Source organism: Symbiopectobacterium purcellii, from assembly GCF_052050035.1.
Lineage (GTDB): Bacteria > Pseudomonadota > Gammaproteobacteria > Enterobacterales > Enterobacteriaceae > Symbiopectobacterium > Symbiopectobacterium purcellii_A.
This window is the reverse complement of sequence record NZ_CP189882.1, coordinates 2,344,273-2,363,110: the sequence shown is the minus strand read 5'-3', so window position 1 is coordinate 2,363,110 and position 18,838 is coordinate 2,344,273. Positions and strand designations below refer to the sequence as shown.

Below are 18,838 nucleotides of genomic sequence, written 5' to 3'. Positions count from 1 at the left end.
CACCGCCATGTTGTTACCGACATCGCGCGTAAAATCGGGCCAAGGCAACCATAATTACTCCCTGCGAGCTCCAGACAAGCATTTTTCCTTAACCATAATCAGGAACATGCTATGTCTCAATCACCCGCCACAACACCTAAAACACCGTCTGGCCGTCGCGAAAAGCGCGAAGCCGCCGAGGCGTTTATTCATAACCTGCGCGGCATCGCCTTCCCTAACTCCACGCGCATCTACCTTACCGGGTCGCGCAGTGATATCCGGGTGCCGATGCGGGAAATTGCCCTTAGCTCTACGCTGTTGGGGGGCGACAAAGACAACCCCCGCTATGAACCTAACGAAGCCGTGCCGGTGTATGACACCGCGGGGCCATATGGCGATCCCGATGCGCGGCCGGACGTGCGTACCGGACTGGCCAAACTGCGTGCTGACTGGATTGCAGAACGTAACGACACCGCGCCGCTTTCCGGCGTCAGTTCCCGTTTTACCCAGCAGCGATTGGCGGATGCCGGGTTGGATCACCTGCGCTTTGAACAGTTGCCGCAACCCAAACGCGCCCAATCAGGCAAGTGCGTCACGCAGTTGCACTATGCGCGCCAAGGGCTCATCACGCCAGAAATGGAGTTTATCGCCATCCGCGAAAACATGGGACGCGAGCGCATTCGCAGCGAAGTGCTGCGCCACCAGCATCCGGGGCAAAGCTTTGGCGCAATCCTACCGGACAACATCACCCAGGAATTTGTGCGCCAGGAAGTCGCCGCAGGCCGTGCCATCATCCCGTCCAACATCAATCACCCCGAATCTGAACCGATGATTATCGGGCGCAATTTTCTGGTCAAGGTAAACGCTAACATCGGCAACTCGGCGGTTACCTCGTCCATCGAGGAAGAGGTGGAAAAACTGGTCTGGTCCACGCTGTGGGGGGCCGATACGGTGATGGATCTCTCCACAGGACGATATATTCACGAAACCCGCGAGTGGATACTGCGCAACAGCCCGGTGCCGATTGGCACCGTTCCTATTTATCAGGCACTGGAGAAGGTCAATGGTGTCGCGGAAAACCTCACGTGGGAAATGTTCCGCGATACGATGCTTGAGCAAGCAGAGCAAGGGGTTGATTACTTCACCATTCACGCGGGAGTGCTGCTGCGCTATGTGCCGATGACGGCACAGCGCCTGACCGGCATCGTATCGCGCGGCGGCTCCATCATGGCGAAGTGGTGCCTGTCGCACCATCAGGAGAACTTCCTCTACGTCAACTTCCGTGAAATCTGCGAGATTTGTGCGGCCTACGATGTTGCCCTATCGCTGGGCGATGGCTTGCGCCCCGGTTCCATTCAGGATGCCAACGATCAGGCGCAGTTTGCCGAGCTGCATACGCTGGGTGAGTTGACCAAAATCGCTTGGCAGTATGACGTGCAAGTGATGATTGAAGGACCGGGGCATGTGCCGATGCAGATGATTCGCCGCAACATGACCGAAGAGTTGGAGCACTGCCACGAAGCGCCGTTCTATACATTGGGGCCGCTGACCACCGATATCGCTCCCGGTTATGACCACTTCACCTCCGGTATCGGGGCCGCGATGATTGGCTGGTTCGGTTGCGCCATGCTCTGCTACGTTACGCCGAAAGAACACCTTGGGCTGCCCAACAAAGAGGATGTGAAGCAGGGGCTTATTACCTACAAGATCGCCGCGCATGCTGCTGATTTGGCGAAAGGGCACCCCGGTGCACAGATCCGCGATAACGCCATGTCCAAAGCGCGCTTTGAGTTTCGTTGGGAAGACCAGTTTAATCTGGCGCTCGACCCGACAACCGCCCGCGCCTATCACGATGAAACCCTGCCGCAAGAATCCGGCAAAGTTGCACACTTCTGCTCCATGTGCGGCCCCAAATTCTGCTCGATGAAAATTTCGCAGGAAGTGCGTGAATACGCGGCGAAAAACCCCACCCCCGCCGTGGAAGCGCAGCCGATTGAAGTCGGCATGGCAGAGATGTCCGCCCAGTTCCGAGCGCGCGGCAGCGAGCTCTACCACAGTGCCACGACGCTGCTCGGGGAGGATGCGAAATGAATCCGGCATTTCCCGCGACCGCGCCCCAGCTCGGGCTTTATCCGGTGGTCGACAGCGTGACCTGGTTCGAGCGCCTGCTCAGTGTGGGCGTAAAAACCATCCAGTTACGCATTAAGAACAGCACCGCAGAACAAGCCGAGACCGCGATCATGCAAGCCATCGCGCTCGGGCAGGATTATCAGGCTCGCGTGTTTATTAACGATTTTTGGCAACTGGCCGTCAAGCATCGGGCATACGGCGTGCACCTGGGTCAGGAAGATCTGGACAGCGCCGATCTGGAGGCAATCCGCAATGCGGGCCTACGTTTGGGAATTTCAACCCATGATGACGCGGAACTGGCACGCGCCGTAGCGCTCACACCGTCTTATATCGCCCTCGGGCATATCTTCCCGACACAGACCAAAGAGATGCCCTCTGCCCCGCAGGGCGTGAGTGAACTGAAGCGCCATATTGATGCGCTGCAAGGGCGTTTCCCTACCGTGGCCATCGGCGGCATCAGTATTGACCGCGTGCCAAGCGTGCTGGCAACCGGTGTCGGCAGTATTGCGGTCGTCAGCGCGATCACGCAGGCCACCGACTGGCGTCAGGCCACCGCCACCCTGCTCAGCCTGATTGAACATCAGGAGGTTTATGATGCTTAACGATCCGACACTGAGCGATCAAGAGTTCTTACGCTACAGCCGTCAATTGCTGCTGGAAGATATCGGCCCGGAAGGACAAGAAAGGCTGAAAAAATCCCGCGTGCTGCTGGTCGGCATGGGTGGGTTAGGCGCGCCCGCCGCGCTCTATCTCGCTGCCGCAGGGGTCGGCACCTTGACGATCGCCGATGACGACCAACTGCATATTTCCAATCTACAACGGCAAATCCTCTATCGCACGCAGGATATTTCTCGCCCCAAGGCTACGCTCGCCAAGCAGCAACTCGTGGCGCTCAATCCGTTAACCGAGGTGATAACGCTCAGCGAGCGTTTAGCAGGAACAGCCTTACAGCACGCGGTTCAACAGGCCGATCTGGTGCTGGATTGCAGTGACAATATGACCACGCGCCACGCGGTGAACGCCGCTTGCGTTCAGCAGCAAACGCCGCTGGTCAGCGGCAGTGCGGTTGGCTTTAGTGGACAATTACTGGTGCTAACGCCCCCCTACCCGCACGGCTGTTACGCCTGTCTCTATCCAGACGCGACAGAAACGCAGCGCAACTGCCGCACCGCGGGTGTACTCGGCCCGGTGGTCGGGGTCATCGGCACGCTTCAGGCGCTGGAGGCCATCAAGCTACTGGCGGGGTTGCCGTCGGCACTCAGCGGCAAGCTGCGCCTGTTTGATGGCAAGCAACAGAGCTGGCAAACCTTTCAGTTAAGCCGCTCGGCGTGCTGCCCGGTCTGTAAGGATATCGCAGCATGAACATCACGCTGAACTACACCCCTATGGAATGCGATGAGGGCATTATGGTGGAAACGCTGCTGGCGGGGTTGGATCGCTTACAGCCCGGTACGGCGCTGGCGATCAACCAGACCATTGTGCCGCGTGACGAATGGGCGACACGGCCCATTCGCTCAGGCGACGATATTCTTCTTTTTCAGGCTATCGCAGGGGGTTGATATGTTGCAGATTGCCGATACACGCTTTTCTTCCCGGTTATTAACCGGAACGGGTAAATTTGCCACCGCCGAACTGATGCACGCGGCGTTACAGGCGTCGGGCTCTCAGTTAGTTACGCTGGCCATGAAACGCGTTGACCTGAAAACCGGTAATGACGCCATCTTCGCACCGCTTAAACAGCTTGGTTTGAAACTGTTGCCCAACACCTCAGGGGCAAAAACCGCAGATGAAGCGGTGTTCGCCGCACGACTGGCACGCGAAGCGTTGGGCACGCATTGGCTGAAACTGGAAATTCACCCCGATGCCAAATACCTGTTGCCCGACCCGATTGAAACCCTGCGCGCCGCTGAGCGCCTGGTCAAAGAAGGTTTTGTGGTGCTGCCCTACTGCGTCGCGGACCCAGTGCTGTGCAAGCGGCTGGAAGAGGCAGGGTGCGCCGCCGTGATGCCATTGGGCGCGCCCATCGGCTCCAATCAGGGGCTGCAAACCCGCGATTTCCTGCGCATCATTATTGAGCAGGCCACAGTGCCCGTAGTGGTTGACGCAGGTATTGGAGCCCCCAGCCACGCCACCGAGGCGCTGGAGATGGGGGCCGATGCGGTACTGGTTAACACGGCGATTGCCGTGGCGCGCGATCCGGTGCAGATGGCTCACGCCTTTCGTTTAGCGGTGGACGCGGGCGAACGGGCACGTCAGGCCGGATTAGGTCAACGCCAACAGGCGGCAAGTGCCACCAGCCCGTTGACCGGCTTTCTTCATCAGATAAGGTCGGAGGCGCAATCATGACGCGCGCTTTTCGTACCCGCTGGGAGCAGCTCGATTGGGATGCCATCACACTCGGTATCAACAGCAAAACCGCGCGCGATGTGGAACGGGCTCTCACCGCGACCACGCTCTCCCGAAACGATATGATGGCACTGCTTTCCCCGGCAGCACTGCACTACCTGGAACCGCTGGCCGCACGGGCTCAGCAGCTTACCCGGCAACGCTTCGGCAATACCGTGGGCTTTTATGTGCCGCTCTACTTGTCGAACCTGTGCGCCAATGACTGCACCTACTGTGGTTTCTCCATGAGCAACCACATCAAGCGCAAGACCTTGAACCAAGAGGAAATACTGCGCGAGATTGCCGCCATCAAAGCGCTGGGGTTTGACAGCCTGCTGCTGGTCACGGGGGAGCATCAACGTAAAGTCGGCATGGCGTATTTTCGCGACATGTTGCCACTGATTCGGCCGCACTTCAGCGCGCTGATGATGGAAGTGCAGCCGATGGCACAAGAGGATTACGCGGAACTGAAAACGCTGGGGCTGGACGGCGTCATGGTCTATCAGGAAACCTACCATCCGGTGACCTATCAACAGCATCACCTGCGCGGCAACAAGCAGGATTTCCATTGGCGCCTGGACACACCGGATCGTTTGGGCAGCGCCGGGATCGACAAGATCGGGCTTGGTGCGTTAATCGGCTTATCGCACAGTTGGCGCACTGACTGCTATATGGTGGCGGAGCATCTGCTCTATTTGCAGCAAACCTACTGGCAAAGTCGTTACTCCATCTCCTTTCCGCGTCTGCGCCCCTGTGCAGGGGGGATCACGCCCGCATCGCTCATGGACGAAGCGCAGTTACTGCAAGTGATTTGCGCGTTCCGCCTGCTGGCTCCCGACGTGGAATTGTCGCTATCTACGCGAGAATCCCCCTATTTTCGCGATAACGTGGTGCCTATTGCTATCAACAGCGTCAGTGCGTTTTCCAAAACGCAGCCGGGGGGCTACGCAGACGATCGTTCCGAATTGGAGCAATTTGCCCCCCATGATAATCGCCGCCCGGAAGCCGTCGCACAGGCGATCGCGCAGGCTGGTCTGCAACCGGTATGGAAAGACTGGGATGGGTACTTGGGAAGGCAGTCGCATCATCAACATCACGTGGGATAACGGAGCGAAACGTGCCATCATTATCGGGCGATAAAATGGCCAGATCATGCACCCTCGGTCTCTCTTTCGCTACGTAAAGTGAGGTTGTTGACGACCTCGACGCATCAACCGAAACCGGATTGTCCCATCCGATTTTGCCCCCTCTGCCGATACAGGGTAGCGCTAGCGCGCTGTATCGGCCCTTCTTCGGCATACACCTAGTGGCCGTTCACCGTATCTTCATGCAGCAGGTGTTCCGCCTGCTCGCCAATCACGCGTAGCATCTGCTGCATCTCATCGGTTAACGGCAGACCGTAGTGCACGCGCATACAGTTGCGGTATTTGCCGGACGCAGAGAACAACGAGCCAGAGGCTATCTGGATACCGGACTGGCGCAGTAGACTATTCAGTCGCAACGTATCGAAGGTTTCAGGAAACTCAATCCACATCAGAAACCCGCCTTGCGGTCGACTAACACAAATTCCACAGGGGAAATAGCGCCGCACCCAGCAGGTGAACGTATCGAGATTGCTTTTGTAATACGCGCGCATTCGGCGCACGTGGGGCTGATAGTGGCCCTGACGAATAAACTCCGCCACGGCTAGCTGGGTATGGGTCACGGCATAGCCCGTGCTGGTGTATTTGGTGTGCAACACACGTTCCAGATAGCGCCCGGGAGCAATCCATCCGACACGCAACCCAGGTGCCAAACTTTTGGAAAATGAACTGCACAGCAGCACTCTGCCATCGCTATCGAAGGATTTGATGGTGCGCGGCCGTGGGTACTCATACGCCAACTCACCGTAAGCATCATCTTCAATGATGGCAATATCAAACTGCTGTGCCAGCACGATCAGCGCCTTCTTGCGTGCATCCGGCATGTAAAAGCCGAGCGTGTTATTACAGCTTGTCACCAGCATGACCGCTTTTATCGGCCACTGCTCCAGCGCCAACTGCAAGGCTTCCAGACTGATGCCCGTCACAGCATCGGTGGGGATTTCCACCACTTTGATCCCCAATCCACGCAGCGTTTGCAGTGTGCCGGGAAAGGTAGGTGACTCCACCGCCACAATATCCCCTTCCCGACACAGGGAACGCAATGCGGTGAACAACGCCTCCTGACAGCCGGTGGTGATCACGATATCTTCTGCCGCCAGTTGGCAATCGCTGTCCAGCGCCAATCGCGCAATTTGCTCACGCAGTTCCGGCGCGCCATACATATTGCCGTAATTCAGTACCCGCAGGTCTTGCCGCTGACAAAAGCGCGTCAGGGATTTCCATAAAGGTTTAATCGAGGACTGGCTGACATCCGGCCCGCCCCCCCCAGGTTGTACAGGTTACGTTCCGGGTTGGGGCTGAACAGCTCTCGCACCGAGTCCCATTGGCTGATTTCTACCGGGCGCTGCACAGGACGGGTTAAGCCTGGCACCGGCGGATGTGCTTTGCGCGGCGCGACATAATAGCCAGAACGGGGCTGCGGCAAAATAAGCTGCTGAGATTCCAGCACATGGTAGGCCTGCTGTACGGTGCTGATGCTCACGCCGTGTTCCTGACTGAGCGTGCGCACAGAGGGCAAACGCTCGCCGTTTTGGTACAACCCTTGTTCAATGCGCTGCGCCAAAAGCGCTGCGAGATGCTGGTAACGCGTCATAAGTATCCTTGTTGCGCCATGCGTCAGCGAAAAAACCAGTACAGATAGAGGTAAAACAGGCCATTCAGTTGCAATATAGCGCGATCTGTATGCTTGAAAAATCGATTTTCTGAGGCTCTATCCTCATCGCGTTCACCCTCATTATAAACAGTATCTTGAGGAGAAGGAGAGCGCAATGAGCCAGTGGAGAAGCTGTTGTAAAATAGCAATAACGCGGAGTATTGATATCACGATCCGCACCCCGTTTCGGTGGTGGTGTAACTGGCTAAAACGCCGCACCACACTGAGCGAACTGAGTCGACTCAATGACGCTCAGCTCAAAGACATCGGCCTCACCGCTCACGATGTCGATCGCTTTCGCTAAACAGAGGTTCCGGCCGGACGGGTTGAGTGCGGCCGGGTTTACAATATACACCCAGTATGGTTCTATGTCCCGGCGTTACTCTCTCAGCCATGCGCATGGCGTTAACTCAACCCGAATGACATCATCATGCGTAAGTTCGCCATTTGGATACTCTTAACGGCCCTATCCGCTCTCGCGCTGAGCATTCATACGCTGCAACAGCAGTATGAAGAACACAGCGCCGAGTTCCGCATCCTCTATCGTGATGTGGCACTCAAACTGTCTCAGCATGATGTCATCCTGACGCTGCTTTCCGCCGCCAGCGATCCCGAGATGGTCAAAAAAGCGTTTCCCCAAATTCTTATCTTAAAAACACGCGCACCGGAGTTCAGTGCTACCGAGCCGCAACTGGCGGGCAACGGCACCTATTGGCTAAACGGCCAGCACGTCTCATTGCTGATCGACCTTAAGCAGGTACTCAGCACACTGCCGCAGAGCAATGCATTCCGTACCCTGAGTTTGTACTGGCATGACGCCCCTCTGGTGGTACTTGGTGATGCAACAACAACGCCTTACTGGCAGTGGCATAAAGCGCTGGTGGGCGATTCGCAGCCGTTTGAGCTTTCGGCAGGAAACGATCCTGACTGGCGTCATCTGCCCTGGATCAGCATGCTGTTGTTTGCGCTGCTCTGGGCGCTCGTCATCGCGTTTGTCAGCCGCTATCTGATGTATAAACGTCAACGTGTGCTGGCGGATTTACGCGCGCAGTTTTCCGAACTCACCCGGCTCAATACCATGGGTGAGATTACTGCCGGTATGGTACATGAGATGAATCAACCACTTACTGCGATTCTGAGTTATAACCAAACCGCCCTGAGTTTTCTGAAACAAGAAAAGAGCGCGGAGATCGCCCCGCTGCTCAACGCCGCGGTCGTGCAAACCAAACGCATCAGTGCCCTGCTCACCGATTTACGCCAAAAAATGCATAGCGACCATGTGCCCTTACAACCGATTAATCTGAAACCGGTCTGGTCATGTGTGTTAATGCTGCTGGAAAACGAATTACAGGCCGGGAAAGTGAAAATCATCAACAAAATCCCCGATGATCTGCCGCCGTTTCTCGCCGCGCCGCAGTGGGTTGAGCAAATTCTGCATAACCTGCTGCTCAATGCGATCCAGGCACAGCTAGATAATGCGCCGAAATCGGCCTGGGTTGAGATCGCTGCACACCCGAAGGAAAGGGGCATTACGTTGACCCTAACGGACGGCGGACCGGGGTTATCTGAGCAGGCGCTACAGAATATCTTTCTGCCCTTTTTCACCACCCGACACGGGGGATTAGGGCTCGGGATGGCGCTGACCCAAACCTTGGTTCAGGGTCTCAACGGCGACATCAGCGCAGAAAATGTCGCTGGCAGCGGAGCCCGATTCACACTGTGGTTTCCTTTCAATGCCGAGGAGCAGGACCAATGACGCAGTGTGTTTATCTGATTGACGATGATGACGCTATCCGAGACTCACTCAGTACATTGCTGGCTTCCGTCGGGTGGCAAAGGCAACCCTATGCCAGCGTTGCTGATTTTGAACATCAGCACAGCGACTGGCGCTCGCTGCGCGGTTGTTTGCTGCTCGATATTCGTATGCCAGGCAAAACGGGGCTAACGCTGTTATAGCCAACCGACTTAAAAATGATTACATCCTATGCCCTGATATAGCCAAGCGACATTATTTTGATAACAGCCAGCTATGCTTCTTTGCCGCATATCAGGGCATAGGATGTAATCATTTTTAAGTCGGTTGGCTATATGCGGCAAAGAAGCATAGCTGGCTGTTATCAAAATAATGTCGCTTGGCTATAGAGGAGTGGCAACAGCAGGGAATGGATATCCCCGTCATCATCATGACAGGTCATGGCAATATCAATTTGTGCCGACGCGCCTTTAAAAGTGGTGCCTTCGAATTTTTGACCAAGCCCATCGATGCAGATCTGCTGCTCGAAACGGTTTCTGGCGCGATGGCACAGTTTCAAACGCAGGCTGCCCAGCGCCAACAAGCCACACAGTTACGGGATAAGCTCAATACGCTTTCTGCGCGCGAGCATGAAGTGATGGCGCTGATGATGGAGGGGAAATCGAACAAAGAGATCGCCAAAGATCTGCAACTCTCCGCCCGCACTGTGGAGGCGCACCGCGCTAATCTGTTCTCCAAACTGGAAATAAACTCGCTGGCAAAATTGATAAAACTGTATGTTGGGCAATCGCTTATCGATAAAGCTCCGTAAAATTACGCAGTGGCTTGAGTAATCAACCGAATGGTTGCTTCCAGAAGCTCTGGTTACGCTGTCCTTGTCGCATCCCTCCCAAGGACAACAGGAGCCAGAACATAATGAAACGCCTTCTTATTACCACCCTGCTTTTCAGCTGCATTACCGCCTTCCCCAGCTTGGCCAATGGCGTGTTGAGCTAAAAAAATCTTTCTTTGGCACTGGCCGAACAGCTGGCACAGCACGCCATCCAATCCTGCGTTGCCAAGAATGTGAACGTGGCGGTGACCATAAAACTAGTTGCTGAATAGAGACTTGCATTTTTTGTCAGGCTATTGAGAATAAAAAGAGGTTTAACTTAGAGAATAAAGGTTTGAAATGATCAACAAAGAGCGGTTGTTACGAGATAATCGTTTATGTAAAGCAATCATTGGATTATCAGTCGAAGAATTGAAAAATTTAGCCGCTGAATTTTCAGCTTGTTATTTGATTTATCGGAAAAAGAATCGAAAAGATCACGAGCGGCAGATGGGTGCAGGGCAGAAAGGATTTATCCCAACCCCATTAGATAAACTGCTTTTTATTTTATTGTATTTAAAATGTTATCCGACCTATGATTTGCAAGGACTTCTTTTTGGTTTAGATAGAACACGGGTATGTCGCTGGGTAAAAATATTATTGCCGGTTTTAGAGATGACCTTGGGGCGAGAATGTGTTTTGCCCGCTCGTCAAATTCGCTCTGCTGAGGAATTTTTTCGCGCCTTTCCTGGAGTTAAAGACGTCTTTATTGATGGGACAGAGCGACCTGTCCAAAAGCCTAAGAATCTGCGTCGGCGAAAAAAAATGTATTCGGGAAAGAAAAGACAGACCACTCGAAAAGGGCTTATTATGACTGACGAAACAAGGCAAATTGGATTTATCCCCATGAGCAAAAATGGGCGCCGTCACGATAAACGCTTACTCGATAAAGTCGATATAATTCGCCATATTCCTCCTGAGGTAACCATCTGGGCAGATACCGGTTTTCAAGGTATAGATAAACAGCATCCTAATACACAAATCCCAAAAAAAGGAACTCGAAAAAGACCTTTATCGCCTGAACAAAAACAAGAAAATAAAATAATCTCGGGCATCCGTATTACAGTTGAACACGCCATCGCGGGTATCAAGCGCCTCGGTTGCATGACCCAAATTTTACGGAATCGTAGACCCTTTATTGATGATACCTTCTTACTCCTTAGCGCCGGTCTTTGGAATTTCCATCTCAGAACAGCGTAAAATTTACTTCAATCACCGAAACACCCTTATTTTACTATTAAGCAACACGCTTATAGTCGATCGTGCTGGCGTAGTGAAACTGGCCAAACGCATGGACAACGCCGTTCCGCATACCCTCGAAGCCAGCCGGATGAAGGCATTTACCGCACTCACCACGAAAGCGCCCACGGAAAACGTGATGAAAAATGCCCAAGCCAATGCTGAAGCGCAAAATCTGCGTGATATTCCGGGCTTTTTACTGCTAGCGGGCGGCGTGCCGGTGAAAGTGGGGGATCAAACCATTGGTGCGATTGGCATTGGTGGCGCGCCCTCGGGCAGTATCGACCAACAGTGTGCGCTGGATGCGCTCGAGGCGGTTAAAGCGCAACTTAGCGAAAAATAATGGGAGAAACCGTAACGTACAGCACTATCGCCAGATAACCCGCAACGCCGTACCAGGCGCCGGAGAAAAATGTCACCATCAGCACGGCGATAAACGGCGTAAAGCCACCGCCCACCACGCTCGCGACCTGATAACCCAAGCCTGCACCGCTATAGCGGTAAGCGGTACCAAACAGTTCGGTAAACATCGGTTGCTGCACGCTGACGATCATATCGTACGCGACATTCGCCAGCAGTATAGCGAACAGCAGAATCAGCACCGTGTTGTGATTCTCCAGCGCGATAAAGAACGGCACCGCACTGGCGGCACCGATCAGCGCACCGGTGACATAGATACGACGACGCCCGAAGCTGTCCGCCAGCCAGGCAAAAGCAGGGATAGAGAAACAGCTGATTGCCCCCACCAGCAGGCCGATATTCAGGAACATATCGCGCGACAGGCCAAGATGTGCGGTTGAGTAGTTCAACGCAAAAGCCGTAACGATATACATCGTCAACAGTTCGCCAAGGCGCAGAGCAATGATCAGCAGAAATGCTTTTGGATGTTTGCGCAATGCTTCAAAAATGGGGAAAGAGCGGAGCTTGCGAGACTGTAAAATAATCTGTGTAAATGGCATTTTGAGGAAAACCTTCAAAGGATAACAAAATGCCTATCAGCAACGAACTTATTGACCAACTGCTTCAAGATTGTCACTCCCCTCAGGATCTGCTGGGTGAATCAGGCCTACTCAAGGTGCTGACTAAAAGACTGGCGGAACGGGTTCTTGAAGCTGAGATGGAGATGCACCTTGGGTATGCTAAGCATGACCCGGCAGGTAATCATTCAGGCAACTCCCGCAATGGCAAGACATCCAAGAGCGTACGTAGCCAAAATGGGGAGATCGAGCTCGATATTCCGCGCGACCCCAACAGTACCTTCGAGCCGACACTGATCGGTAAGAACGAAAAACAGCTTAACGGCTTCGATGACCGCATTATTTCTCTCTATTCCAGAGGGTTATCAACCCGTGATATTCAGGCACACTTTAAAGAAGTCTACGGGGTCGATGTTTCCGCTGGCTTCATTTCTCAAGTAACCAATGCTGTGATGGATGAAGTTAAGCGCTGGCAGCAACGGCCGCTGGATGCGCTTTATCCCATTGTTTACCTTGACTGTATTGTTGTCAAAAGCCAGGACGGCGGAGCCGTGGCCAACAAGTCTGTTTATCTGGCCCTCGGCGTCAACGGCCAGGGCGAAAAAGAGCTGCTGGGGCTATGGATAGCCAAAACTGAGGGGGCCAAGTTCTGGTTATCTGTGATGACAGAACTGAAAAATCGTGGGCTAAAGGACATCTTCGTCGCCTGCTGCGATGGCCTGAAAGGCTTTCCTGATGCCATTGAAGCTGTTTACCCGCATACGCGGGTACAGCTCTGCATTGTGCATCAGGTACGGAACTCGCTGCGCTACGTCGGCTGGAAAGAGCGTAAGGCCGTTGCTGCTGACCTGCGCACCATCTATAGTTCCGCAACGCTAGAGGGCGCTGAAGAGGCCCTGGATGCCTTCGCTGCCAAATGGGATGAGCAGTTCCCGACGATCAGCCCGTCGTGGAGAAATAATTGGGAACGTCTCATCGTCATTTTTGACTTTCCGCCGGAGATCCGCAAGGTTATCTACACCACCAACGCGATAGAGTCGTTAAATGCTTCATTGCGCAAGATAACGAAAACGCGACGAATATTTCCAACGGATGACTCGGTGATAAAATTACTCTATCTAGCCTTGCATAATATCTCTGCTAAATGGACCTTGCCAATCAGAGACTGGAAACCTGCTATGAGCCAATTCATGTTGATGTATGGAGAGGCTTTGTTGAATAATTTAACCGTTTGATTTACATCTTCTTTAGTTAGAATGCATTTACAGAGAATGTATTTTGTTAGAACGACAAATCAAATAGTTAGCACAATAAAAAGCATTCCGAGAGGAAAAATTAGTCGTTGAAATTTTATAATGCTTATATAAATCAGTATCTTAAATTATTCAACAAAGCCGTATGGAGAACGAATCTCCGGTTAAGCAATGGAGCCATTTACACAAAATTCTTTACAGACTCGAGCTTGCTGGCACGGTCTTGCAGCGTTTTATTGGCTGCAAACTCCTGCGATTCATCCATGCCGTTACGCACCCACCAGGAGATGGCAACCAGTATCAGGCTGAACAGGAAGGGCAACCGCCAGCCCCAAGTCACAAACTCCTCGTTGGTCGTCCAATGACTGACGATCGAGATAGAGCCGGTCGCCAGCAATAAGCCGACACCATAACCGACCTGTACACCGCTACTGTAAAAGGCTTTTTTCTTCTTCGGCGCGCTTTCCACCGCAAGCAATGCTGCACCGCCCCACTCGCCACCGACAGCAAACCCCTGAATATCACGCAGGGTGACCAGCAACACCGGAGCCCACCAGCCGATAGAAGCAAATGAAGGCAACAGGCCGATGAACGCGGTGGCAATCCCCATCATCCACACGGTGATCATCAGCATGCGTTTACGACCCAGGCGATCGCCAAAATGATCGAATACCATGCCACCCAGCGGACGGAACAAGAAGCCGACGCCAAAAGTCCCGAATGCAGCCAGCGTTCCCATGGTCGGGCTTATCTGAGGGAAAAATTCAGTGTTAAACACCAAAGCGGCAACTATTCCGTACAGTAGAAAGTCATACCAGTCGACAACGGCGCCGACAAAACTTCCCCATGCAGCACGGCGTGCACGTTTATGTGTAGGGCTTTCAGACAGAGATTGTGAGCTATTGCGGTTTGCTGCGCTATCGCTCTGCGGCGACATTGGTGTGCTTGTGCTGTTCATGTTTATCTCGTTATTTTAAATTTACACAACTGTACACTAAATATTACTCAGAAGAAATTCATATCATGGTTACAAAAGTACGATTAAGGAGTATGCGTGACGAAGGGGAGCAAGTCTGCTTTTTTTCTGTGGGTTCGCAGGCTGAGAGATAAAAAAAAACCCCGGCCAATGGACCGGGGTTTAGACGTTTAAGCGTTATCAGTAGATAGCTTATTCGTCGTCGCTGCTACCAAAGCCTGCGTTCAGCAGTTCAGCCAGGTTTGCAGAAGCTTCATCTGCACTCACTTGAGCCACTACTGGCACTTCTCCCGCATGACGGCGACGCATGCGATCCTGGTGGTACGCATAACCGGTACCGGCAGGGATCAAACGACCCACGATTACGTTCTCTTTCAGACCGCGCAGTTCGTCGCGTTTACCCGCAACGGCTGCTTCCGTCAACACGCGCGTCGTTTCTTGGAACGAAGCCGCAGAGATGAAGGATTCGGTTGCCAGAGATGCCTTGGTGATACCCAGCAGGTCACGGTGGTACGTAGCTGCAATCTTGCCATCGGCTTCCAACTGACGGTTGGCGATCTTGATGCACGACACTTCTGCCTGCTCGCCTTCCAGGAACTCGGAACTGCCCGCGCTGGCAATGGTGCCTTTACGCAGCATCTGACGCACGATAACTTCGATGTGTTTATCGTTAATCTTAACGCCTTGCAGACGGTAAACTTCCTGCACTTCGTTGGTGATATAGCGGGTTACCGCATGTACACCACGCAAACGCAGAATGTCGTGCGCTGATTCCGGACCGTCGGAAACCACATCGCCACGTTCTACGCGTTCACCTTCAAACACGTTGAGCTGACGCCATTTCGGAATCATCTCTTCGTAAGCATCGCTACCATCCAGCGGCGAGATCACCAAACGGCGTTTGCCTTTGGTTTCTTTACCGAACGAGATAATACCGGTGATTTCAGCCAGAATAGCCGGCTCTTTCGGACGACGCGCTTCAAACAAGTCGGCAACGCGCGGCAGACCACCGGTGATGTCCTTGGTACCGCCGGATTCCTGCGGAATACGCGCCAAGGTGTCACCCGCACCGATCTGAGTGCCGTCTTCCAACTGAACAATCGCTTTGCCCGGCAGGAAGTACTGTGCCGGCATGTCGGTACCTGGGATCAGTACGTCATTGCCCTTGGCATCAACGATTTTCAATGCCGGACGCAGATCTTTACCGCCGCCGGTACGTTCTGCACTGTCCAGAACCACGATGGAGGACAGACCGGTCAGTTCGTCAGTCTGACGAGTAATGGTCTGACCGTCGATCATGTCGGTGAAGCGAATGCTACCGCCCACTTCAGTGATAACTGGCATGGTATGCGGATCCCAGTTTACGACGGTTTCACCGCCGGTCACTTCGTCACCGTTGCCTTTGCCCATTACCGCACCGTAAGGCACTTTATAGCTTTCTTTGGTACGCCCGAACTCGTCGATCAGTTTCAGCTCGGTGTTACGCGAGGTGATAACCAGCTTGCCCGCGGCGTTCTTAACGAACTTGGCGTTGGACAGTTTCAGGCTACCTTTGTTTTTCACCTGAATGCTGGATTCAGCCGCCGCACGCGATGCCGCACCACCGATGTGGAACGTACGCATGGTCAGCTGAGTACCCGGTTCACCGATGGACTGTGCTGCGATAACCCCGATGGCCTCACCTTTGTTGATGATGTGACCACGTGCCAGGTCGCGACCGTAGCACTTAGCGCACACGCCGAAGTCGGTTTCACAACTTACTACAGAGCGAACTTTAACGGCATCGACGGAATTTTCTTCCAACAGATCACACCATTGTTCGTCCAGCAGCGTGTTACGTGCCACCAGAATGTCAGCGGTGCCCGGCTTCAGAACATCTTCAGCCGTTACACGACCCAGTACGCGCTCACGCAGCGTCTCTTTAACGTCGCCACCTTCGATAACCGGGGTCATCATGATGCCTTCGTGCGTGCCGCAATCGTCCTCGGTCACTACCAGATCCTGTGCCACGTCAACCAAACGACGGGTCAGGTAACCGGAGTTCGCTGTCTTCAACGCGGTATCCGCCAAACCTTTACGCGCACCGTGCGTGGAGATGAAGTACTGGAGTACGTTCAGACCTTCACGGAAGTTCGCGGTGATCGGCGTTTCGATGATGGAGCCATCCGGCTTCGCCATCAGACCACGCATACCGGCCAACTGACGAATCTGTGCCGCAGAACCACGCGCACCGGAGTCAGCCATCATAAAGATGCTGTTAAAGGAAACCTGACGCTCTTCTACGCCATCACGGTTGATAACGGTTTCGGTCGAGAGGTTTTCCATCATCGCTTTGGCCACGCGCTCGTTAGCAGCGGCCCAAATGTCGATGACTTTGTTGTAACGTTCGCCGGCGGTCACCAGACCAGACTGGAACTGTTCTTGAATTTCAGCAACTTCGGCTTCAGCTTCGTTGATGATTTCCACTTTCTTCGCAGGGATGACCATATCGTCGATACCCACTGAAGAACCAGAACGCGCTGCATAGGCAAAACCGGTGTACATGATCTGGTCAGCGAAGATAACGGTCGGCTTCAGCCCCAGCACGCGGTAACAGGTATTGAGCATCTTGGAGATGGCTTTTTTACCCAGCGCCTGGTTAACGATAGAGTACGGCAGACCTTTCGGCACGATCATCCACAGAATGGAACGGCCGACAGTGGTGTCGATCAGGCTGGTTTTAGCAACCCACTCACCCTGCGCATTTTTCTCATGCTCAGTGATACGCACTTTAACGCGCGCATGCAGTGAGGCCAGACCCGCACGGTAGATACGTTCTGCTTCTTTCGGACCGGTCAGCACCATGCCTTCGCCTTTGGCGTTAACACAGTCACGGGTCATGTAGTACAGACCCAATACCACGTCCTGAGACGGAACGATGATAGGTTCGCCGTTCGCCGGAGACAGAATGTTGTTGGTGGACATCATCAGCGCACGCGCTTCCAACTGGGCTTCCAGCGTCAGCGGTACGTGAACAGCCATCTGGTCACCGTCGAAGTCGGCGTTATACGCCGCACACACCAGCGGGTGCAGCTGAATAGCTTTACCTTCGATCAGAACCGGTTCGAATGCCTGGATACCCAAACGGTGCAGAGTCGGCGCACGGTTCAGCAGTACCGGGTGTTCGCGGATAACTTCATCCAGGATATCCCAAACCACGGCTTCTTCACGCTCAACCATTTTCTTGGCGGCTTTGATGGTGGTAGCGAGACCACGCAGTTCCAACTTGCCATAGATGAACGGTTTGAACAGTTCGAGTGCCATTTTCTTCGGCAGACCGCACTGGTGCAGACGCAGGTACGGACCCACGGTAATAACAGAACGACCGGAGTAGTCCACGCGCTTACCGAGCAGGTTCTGACGGAAACGACCCTGCTTACCTTTGATCATGTCGGCCAAAGATTTCAGCGGACGCTTGTTGGAACCGGTGATCGCACGACCGCGACGACCGTTATCCAGCAGGGCATCTACCGCTTCTTGCAGCATACGTTTTTCGTTACGTACGATGATATCCGGCGCAGCCAGATCCAGCAGACGTTTCAAACGGTTGTTACGGTTGATCACGCGACGATACAGATCGTTCAGATCTGAGGTTGCGAAACGACCACCGTCCAGCGGAACCAGCGGACGCAGATCCGGCGGCAACACAGGCAGCACGGTCAGGATCATCCACTCCGGCTTGTTGCCAGACTGTACGAACGCTTCCAGCAGCTTGATGCGCTTGGTCAGCTTTTTACGCTTGGTTTCAGAGTTGGTTTCGTTCAACTCTTCGCGCAGCTGTTCGCATTCCTGTTCCAGATCCATATTTTTCAACAGGGCCTGGATCGCTTCGGCACCCATCTTGGCGTCGAATTCGTCACCGAACTCTTCCAACGCGTCCAGATACTGCTCTTCAGTCAGGATCTGACGTTTTTCCAGGTTGGTCATGCCGCCTTCAATCACCACATAGGATTCGAAGTACAGCACGCGTTCGATATCGCGCAGCGGCATATCCAGCAGCAAGCCGATACGGGACGGCAGCGATTTCAGGAACCAGATGTGCGCCGTCGGAGACGCCAGCTCAATGTGGCCCATGCGCTCACGGCGCACTTTGGTTTGGGTCACTTCAACGCCGCATTTCTCACAGATAACGCCACGGTGTTTCAAGCGCTTGTACTTACCGCACAGGCACTCATAGTCTTTCACTGGCCCGAAAATACGGGCGCAGAACAGACCGTCACGTTCAGGTTTGAACGTACGGTAGTTAATGGTTTCCGGCTTTTTAACTTCACCGAAAGACCAGGAACGAATCATGTCTGGCGATGCCAGCGCAATTTTGATCGCATCAAACTCTTCGGTCTTGGTTTGCGCTTTCAGAAACTTTAATAAGTCTTTCACGGATTGGCTCCCGTCGGAGTTAGACCTGTTGGATGCCTGAGCCGAAGCTCAGGCACTCCTTTA

15 protein-coding genes and 3 pseudogenes are annotated in these 18,838 nt (G+C 53.8%); 13 read left to right on the top strand and 5 right to left on the bottom strand.

All coding sequences use genetic code 11. The features are described 5' to 3' along the window. Positions 1-111 precede the first annotated feature (111 nt). The 6 genes from thiC to thiH are packed head-to-tail and all read left to right on the top strand — an operon-like array spanning position 112 to position 5,600. The gene (thiC, locus tag ACQGXV_RS16865; protein ID WP_440866996.1) at positions 112-2,070 is read left to right on the top strand and encodes a phosphomethylpyrimidine synthase ThiC; all 1,959 of its coding nucleotides are present in this window, start codon (positions 112-114) and stop codon (positions 2,068-2,070) included. Beyond that, on the top strand, positions 2,067-2,711 hold the full coding sequence (gene thiE, locus ACQGXV_RS16860; protein ID WP_440866995.1) for a thiamine phosphate synthase: 645 nt from the start codon (positions 2,067-2,069) through the stop codon (positions 2,709-2,711). Before thiC ends, thiE begins: the two co-directional genes overlap by 4 nt. Then, a complete protein-coding gene (locus tag ACQGXV_RS16855) occupies positions 2,704-3,471 on the top strand; it encodes a HesA/MoeB/ThiF family protein (RefSeq protein WP_440867466.1) in 768 nt (255 codons plus the stop codon). Before thiE ends, ACQGXV_RS16855 begins: the two co-directional genes overlap by 8 nt. Then, complete coding sequence (gene thiS, locus ACQGXV_RS16850) at positions 3,468-3,668, top strand: sulfur carrier protein ThiS (RefSeq protein WP_440866994.1); 201 nt, start codon at positions 3,468-3,470, stop codon at positions 3,666-3,668. The genes ACQGXV_RS16855 and thiS overlap by 4 nt, the downstream gene beginning before the upstream one ends. Before the next feature lies 1 nt (position 3,669). Beyond that, positions 3,670-4,455, top strand: coding sequence for a thiazole synthase (locus ACQGXV_RS16845; protein ID WP_440866993.1), 786 nt, complete (start codon positions 3,670-3,672; stop codon positions 4,453-4,455). Further along, positions 4,452-5,600 (top strand): 2-iminoacetate synthase ThiH, encoded by a 1,149-nt coding sequence (thiH, locus tag ACQGXV_RS16840; RefSeq protein WP_440866992.1) that lies wholly within the window; start codon positions 4,452-4,454, stop codon positions 5,598-5,600. Before ACQGXV_RS16845 ends, thiH begins: the two co-directional genes overlap by 4 nt. 197 nt (positions 5,601-5,797) lie before the next feature. On the opposite strand, the pseudogene ACQGXV_RS16835 reads toward thiH, so the two are convergent. Then, positions 5,798-7,230 (bottom strand): annotated as a pseudogene (locus ACQGXV_RS16835) (PLP-dependent aminotransferase family protein). Positions 7,231-7,405: 175 nt separating this feature from the next. Here ACQGXV_RS16835 and ACQGXV_RS16830 point away from each other — a divergent pair. The 3 genes from ACQGXV_RS16830 to ACQGXV_RS16820 all read left to right on the top strand — a co-directional run bounded on the left by ACQGXV_RS16830 (position 7,406) and on the right by ACQGXV_RS16820 (position 9,246). Beyond that, on the top strand, positions 7,406-7,594 hold the full coding sequence (locus ACQGXV_RS16830) for a DUF1127 domain-containing protein (protein ID WP_440866991.1): 189 nt from the start codon (positions 7,406-7,408) through the stop codon (positions 7,592-7,594). Positions 7,595-7,720: 126 nt separating this feature from the next. Beyond that, complete coding sequence (locus ACQGXV_RS16825) at positions 7,721-9,046, top strand: sensor histidine kinase (RefSeq protein ID WP_440866990.1); 1,326 nt, start codon at positions 7,721-7,723, stop codon at positions 9,044-9,046. Further along, on the top strand, positions 9,043-9,246 hold the full coding sequence (locus ACQGXV_RS16820) for a hypothetical protein (RefSeq protein WP_440866989.1): 204 nt from the start codon (positions 9,043-9,045) through the stop codon (positions 9,244-9,246). Before ACQGXV_RS16825 ends, ACQGXV_RS16820 begins: the two co-directional genes overlap by 4 nt. 9 nt (positions 9,247-9,255) lie before the next feature. Here the strand turns inward: ACQGXV_RS16820 and ACQGXV_RS16815 are convergent, their stop codons facing one another. Continuing rightward, complete coding sequence (locus tag ACQGXV_RS16815) at positions 9,256-9,411, bottom strand: hypothetical protein (RefSeq protein WP_440866988.1); 156 nt, start codon at positions 9,409-9,411, stop codon at positions 9,256-9,258. Between the two features lie 11 nt (positions 9,412-9,422). Between ACQGXV_RS16815 and ACQGXV_RS16810 the strand changes: the two genes are divergently transcribed. The 3 genes from ACQGXV_RS16810 (at position 9,423) to ACQGXV_RS16800 (ending at position 11,496) form a co-directional block, all read left to right on the top strand. Then, complete coding sequence (locus tag ACQGXV_RS16810) at positions 9,423-9,854, top strand: response regulator transcription factor (protein ID WP_440866987.1); 432 nt, start codon at positions 9,423-9,425, stop codon at positions 9,852-9,854. Positions 9,855-10,214: 360 nt separating this feature from the next. Further along, complete coding sequence (locus ACQGXV_RS16805) at positions 10,215-11,114, top strand: transposase family protein (RefSeq protein ID WP_440862939.1); 900 nt, start codon at positions 10,215-10,217, stop codon at positions 11,112-11,114. Further along, positions 11,056-11,496: a GlcG/HbpS family heme-binding protein gene (locus tag ACQGXV_RS16800; RefSeq protein WP_440867465.1), complete on the top strand. Its 441-nt coding sequence runs from the start codon at positions 11,056-11,058 to the stop codon at positions 11,494-11,496. Before ACQGXV_RS16805 ends, ACQGXV_RS16800 begins: the two co-directional genes overlap by 59 nt. Here ACQGXV_RS16800 and ACQGXV_RS16795 read toward each other — a convergent pair. Beyond that, positions 11,483-12,088: pseudogene (locus tag ACQGXV_RS16795) on the bottom strand (MFS transporter); the annotation flags it as partial. The gene ACQGXV_RS16800 and the pseudogene ACQGXV_RS16795 overlap by 14 nt on opposite strands. A gap of 53 nt (positions 12,089-12,141) precedes the next feature. Here ACQGXV_RS16795 and ACQGXV_RS16790 point away from each other — a divergent pair. Further along, a complete protein-coding gene (locus tag ACQGXV_RS16790; RefSeq protein ID WP_440866986.1) occupies positions 12,142-13,365 on the top strand; it encodes an IS256 family transposase in 1,224 nt (407 codons plus the stop codon). Positions 13,366-13,591: 226 nt separating this feature from the next. Here ACQGXV_RS16790 and ACQGXV_RS16785 read toward each other — a convergent pair. Both ACQGXV_RS16785 and rpoC read right to left on the bottom strand, forming a co-directional pair. After that, a pseudogene (locus ACQGXV_RS16785) lies at positions 13,592-14,341 on the bottom strand (MFS transporter); the annotation flags it as partial. 210 nt (positions 14,342-14,551) lie between these two features. Beyond that, positions 14,552-18,775, bottom strand: coding sequence for a DNA-directed RNA polymerase subunit beta' (gene rpoC, locus ACQGXV_RS16780; protein ID WP_440866985.1), 4,224 nt, complete (start codon positions 18,773-18,775; stop codon positions 14,552-14,554). Between the last annotated feature and the right edge of the window lie 63 nt (positions 18,776-18,838).

What these genes read in the sequence shown, in the direction of transcription:
- thiE (WP_440866995.1), top strand. Translation starts at nt 2,067, where the DNA reads ATGAATCCGGCATTTCCCGCGACCGCGCCCCAGCTCGGGCTTTATCCG.
- thiC (WP_440866996.1), top strand. Translation starts at nt 112, where the DNA reads ATGTCTCAATCACCCGCCACAACACCTAAAACACCGTCTGGCCGTCGC.
- ACQGXV_RS16820 (WP_440866989.1), top strand. Translation starts at nt 9,043, where the DNA reads ATGACGCAGTGTGTTTATCTGATTGACGATGATGACGCTATCCGAGAC.
- thiH (WP_440866992.1), top strand. Translation starts at nt 4,452, where the DNA reads ATGACGCGCGCTTTTCGTACCCGCTGGGAGCAGCTCGATTGGGATGCC.
- thiS (WP_440866994.1), top strand. Translation starts at nt 3,468, where the DNA reads ATGAACATCACGCTGAACTACACCCCTATGGAATGCGATGAGGGCATT.
- ACQGXV_RS16855 (WP_440867466.1), top strand. Translation starts at nt 2,704, where the DNA reads ATGCTTAACGATCCGACACTGAGCGATCAAGAGTTCTTACGCTACAGC.
- ACQGXV_RS16805 (WP_440862939.1), top strand. Translation starts at nt 10,215, where the DNA reads ATGATCAACAAAGAGCGGTTGTTACGAGATAATCGTTTATGTAAAGCA.
- ACQGXV_RS16830 (WP_440866991.1), top strand. Translation starts at nt 7,406, where the DNA reads ATGAGCCAGTGGAGAAGCTGTTGTAAAATAGCAATAACGCGGAGTATT.
- ACQGXV_RS16845 (WP_440866993.1), top strand. Translation starts at nt 3,670, where the DNA reads ATGTTGCAGATTGCCGATACACGCTTTTCTTCCCGGTTATTAACCGGA.
- ACQGXV_RS16800 (WP_440867465.1), top strand. Translation starts at nt 11,056, where the DNA reads ATGATACCTTCTTACTCCTTAGCGCCGGTCTTTGGAATTTCCATCTCA.
- ACQGXV_RS16825 (WP_440866990.1), top strand. Translation starts at nt 7,721, where the DNA reads ATGCGTAAGTTCGCCATTTGGATACTCTTAACGGCCCTATCCGCTCTC.
- ACQGXV_RS16790 (WP_440866986.1), top strand. Translation starts at nt 12,142, where the DNA reads ATGCCTATCAGCAACGAACTTATTGACCAACTGCTTCAAGATTGTCAC.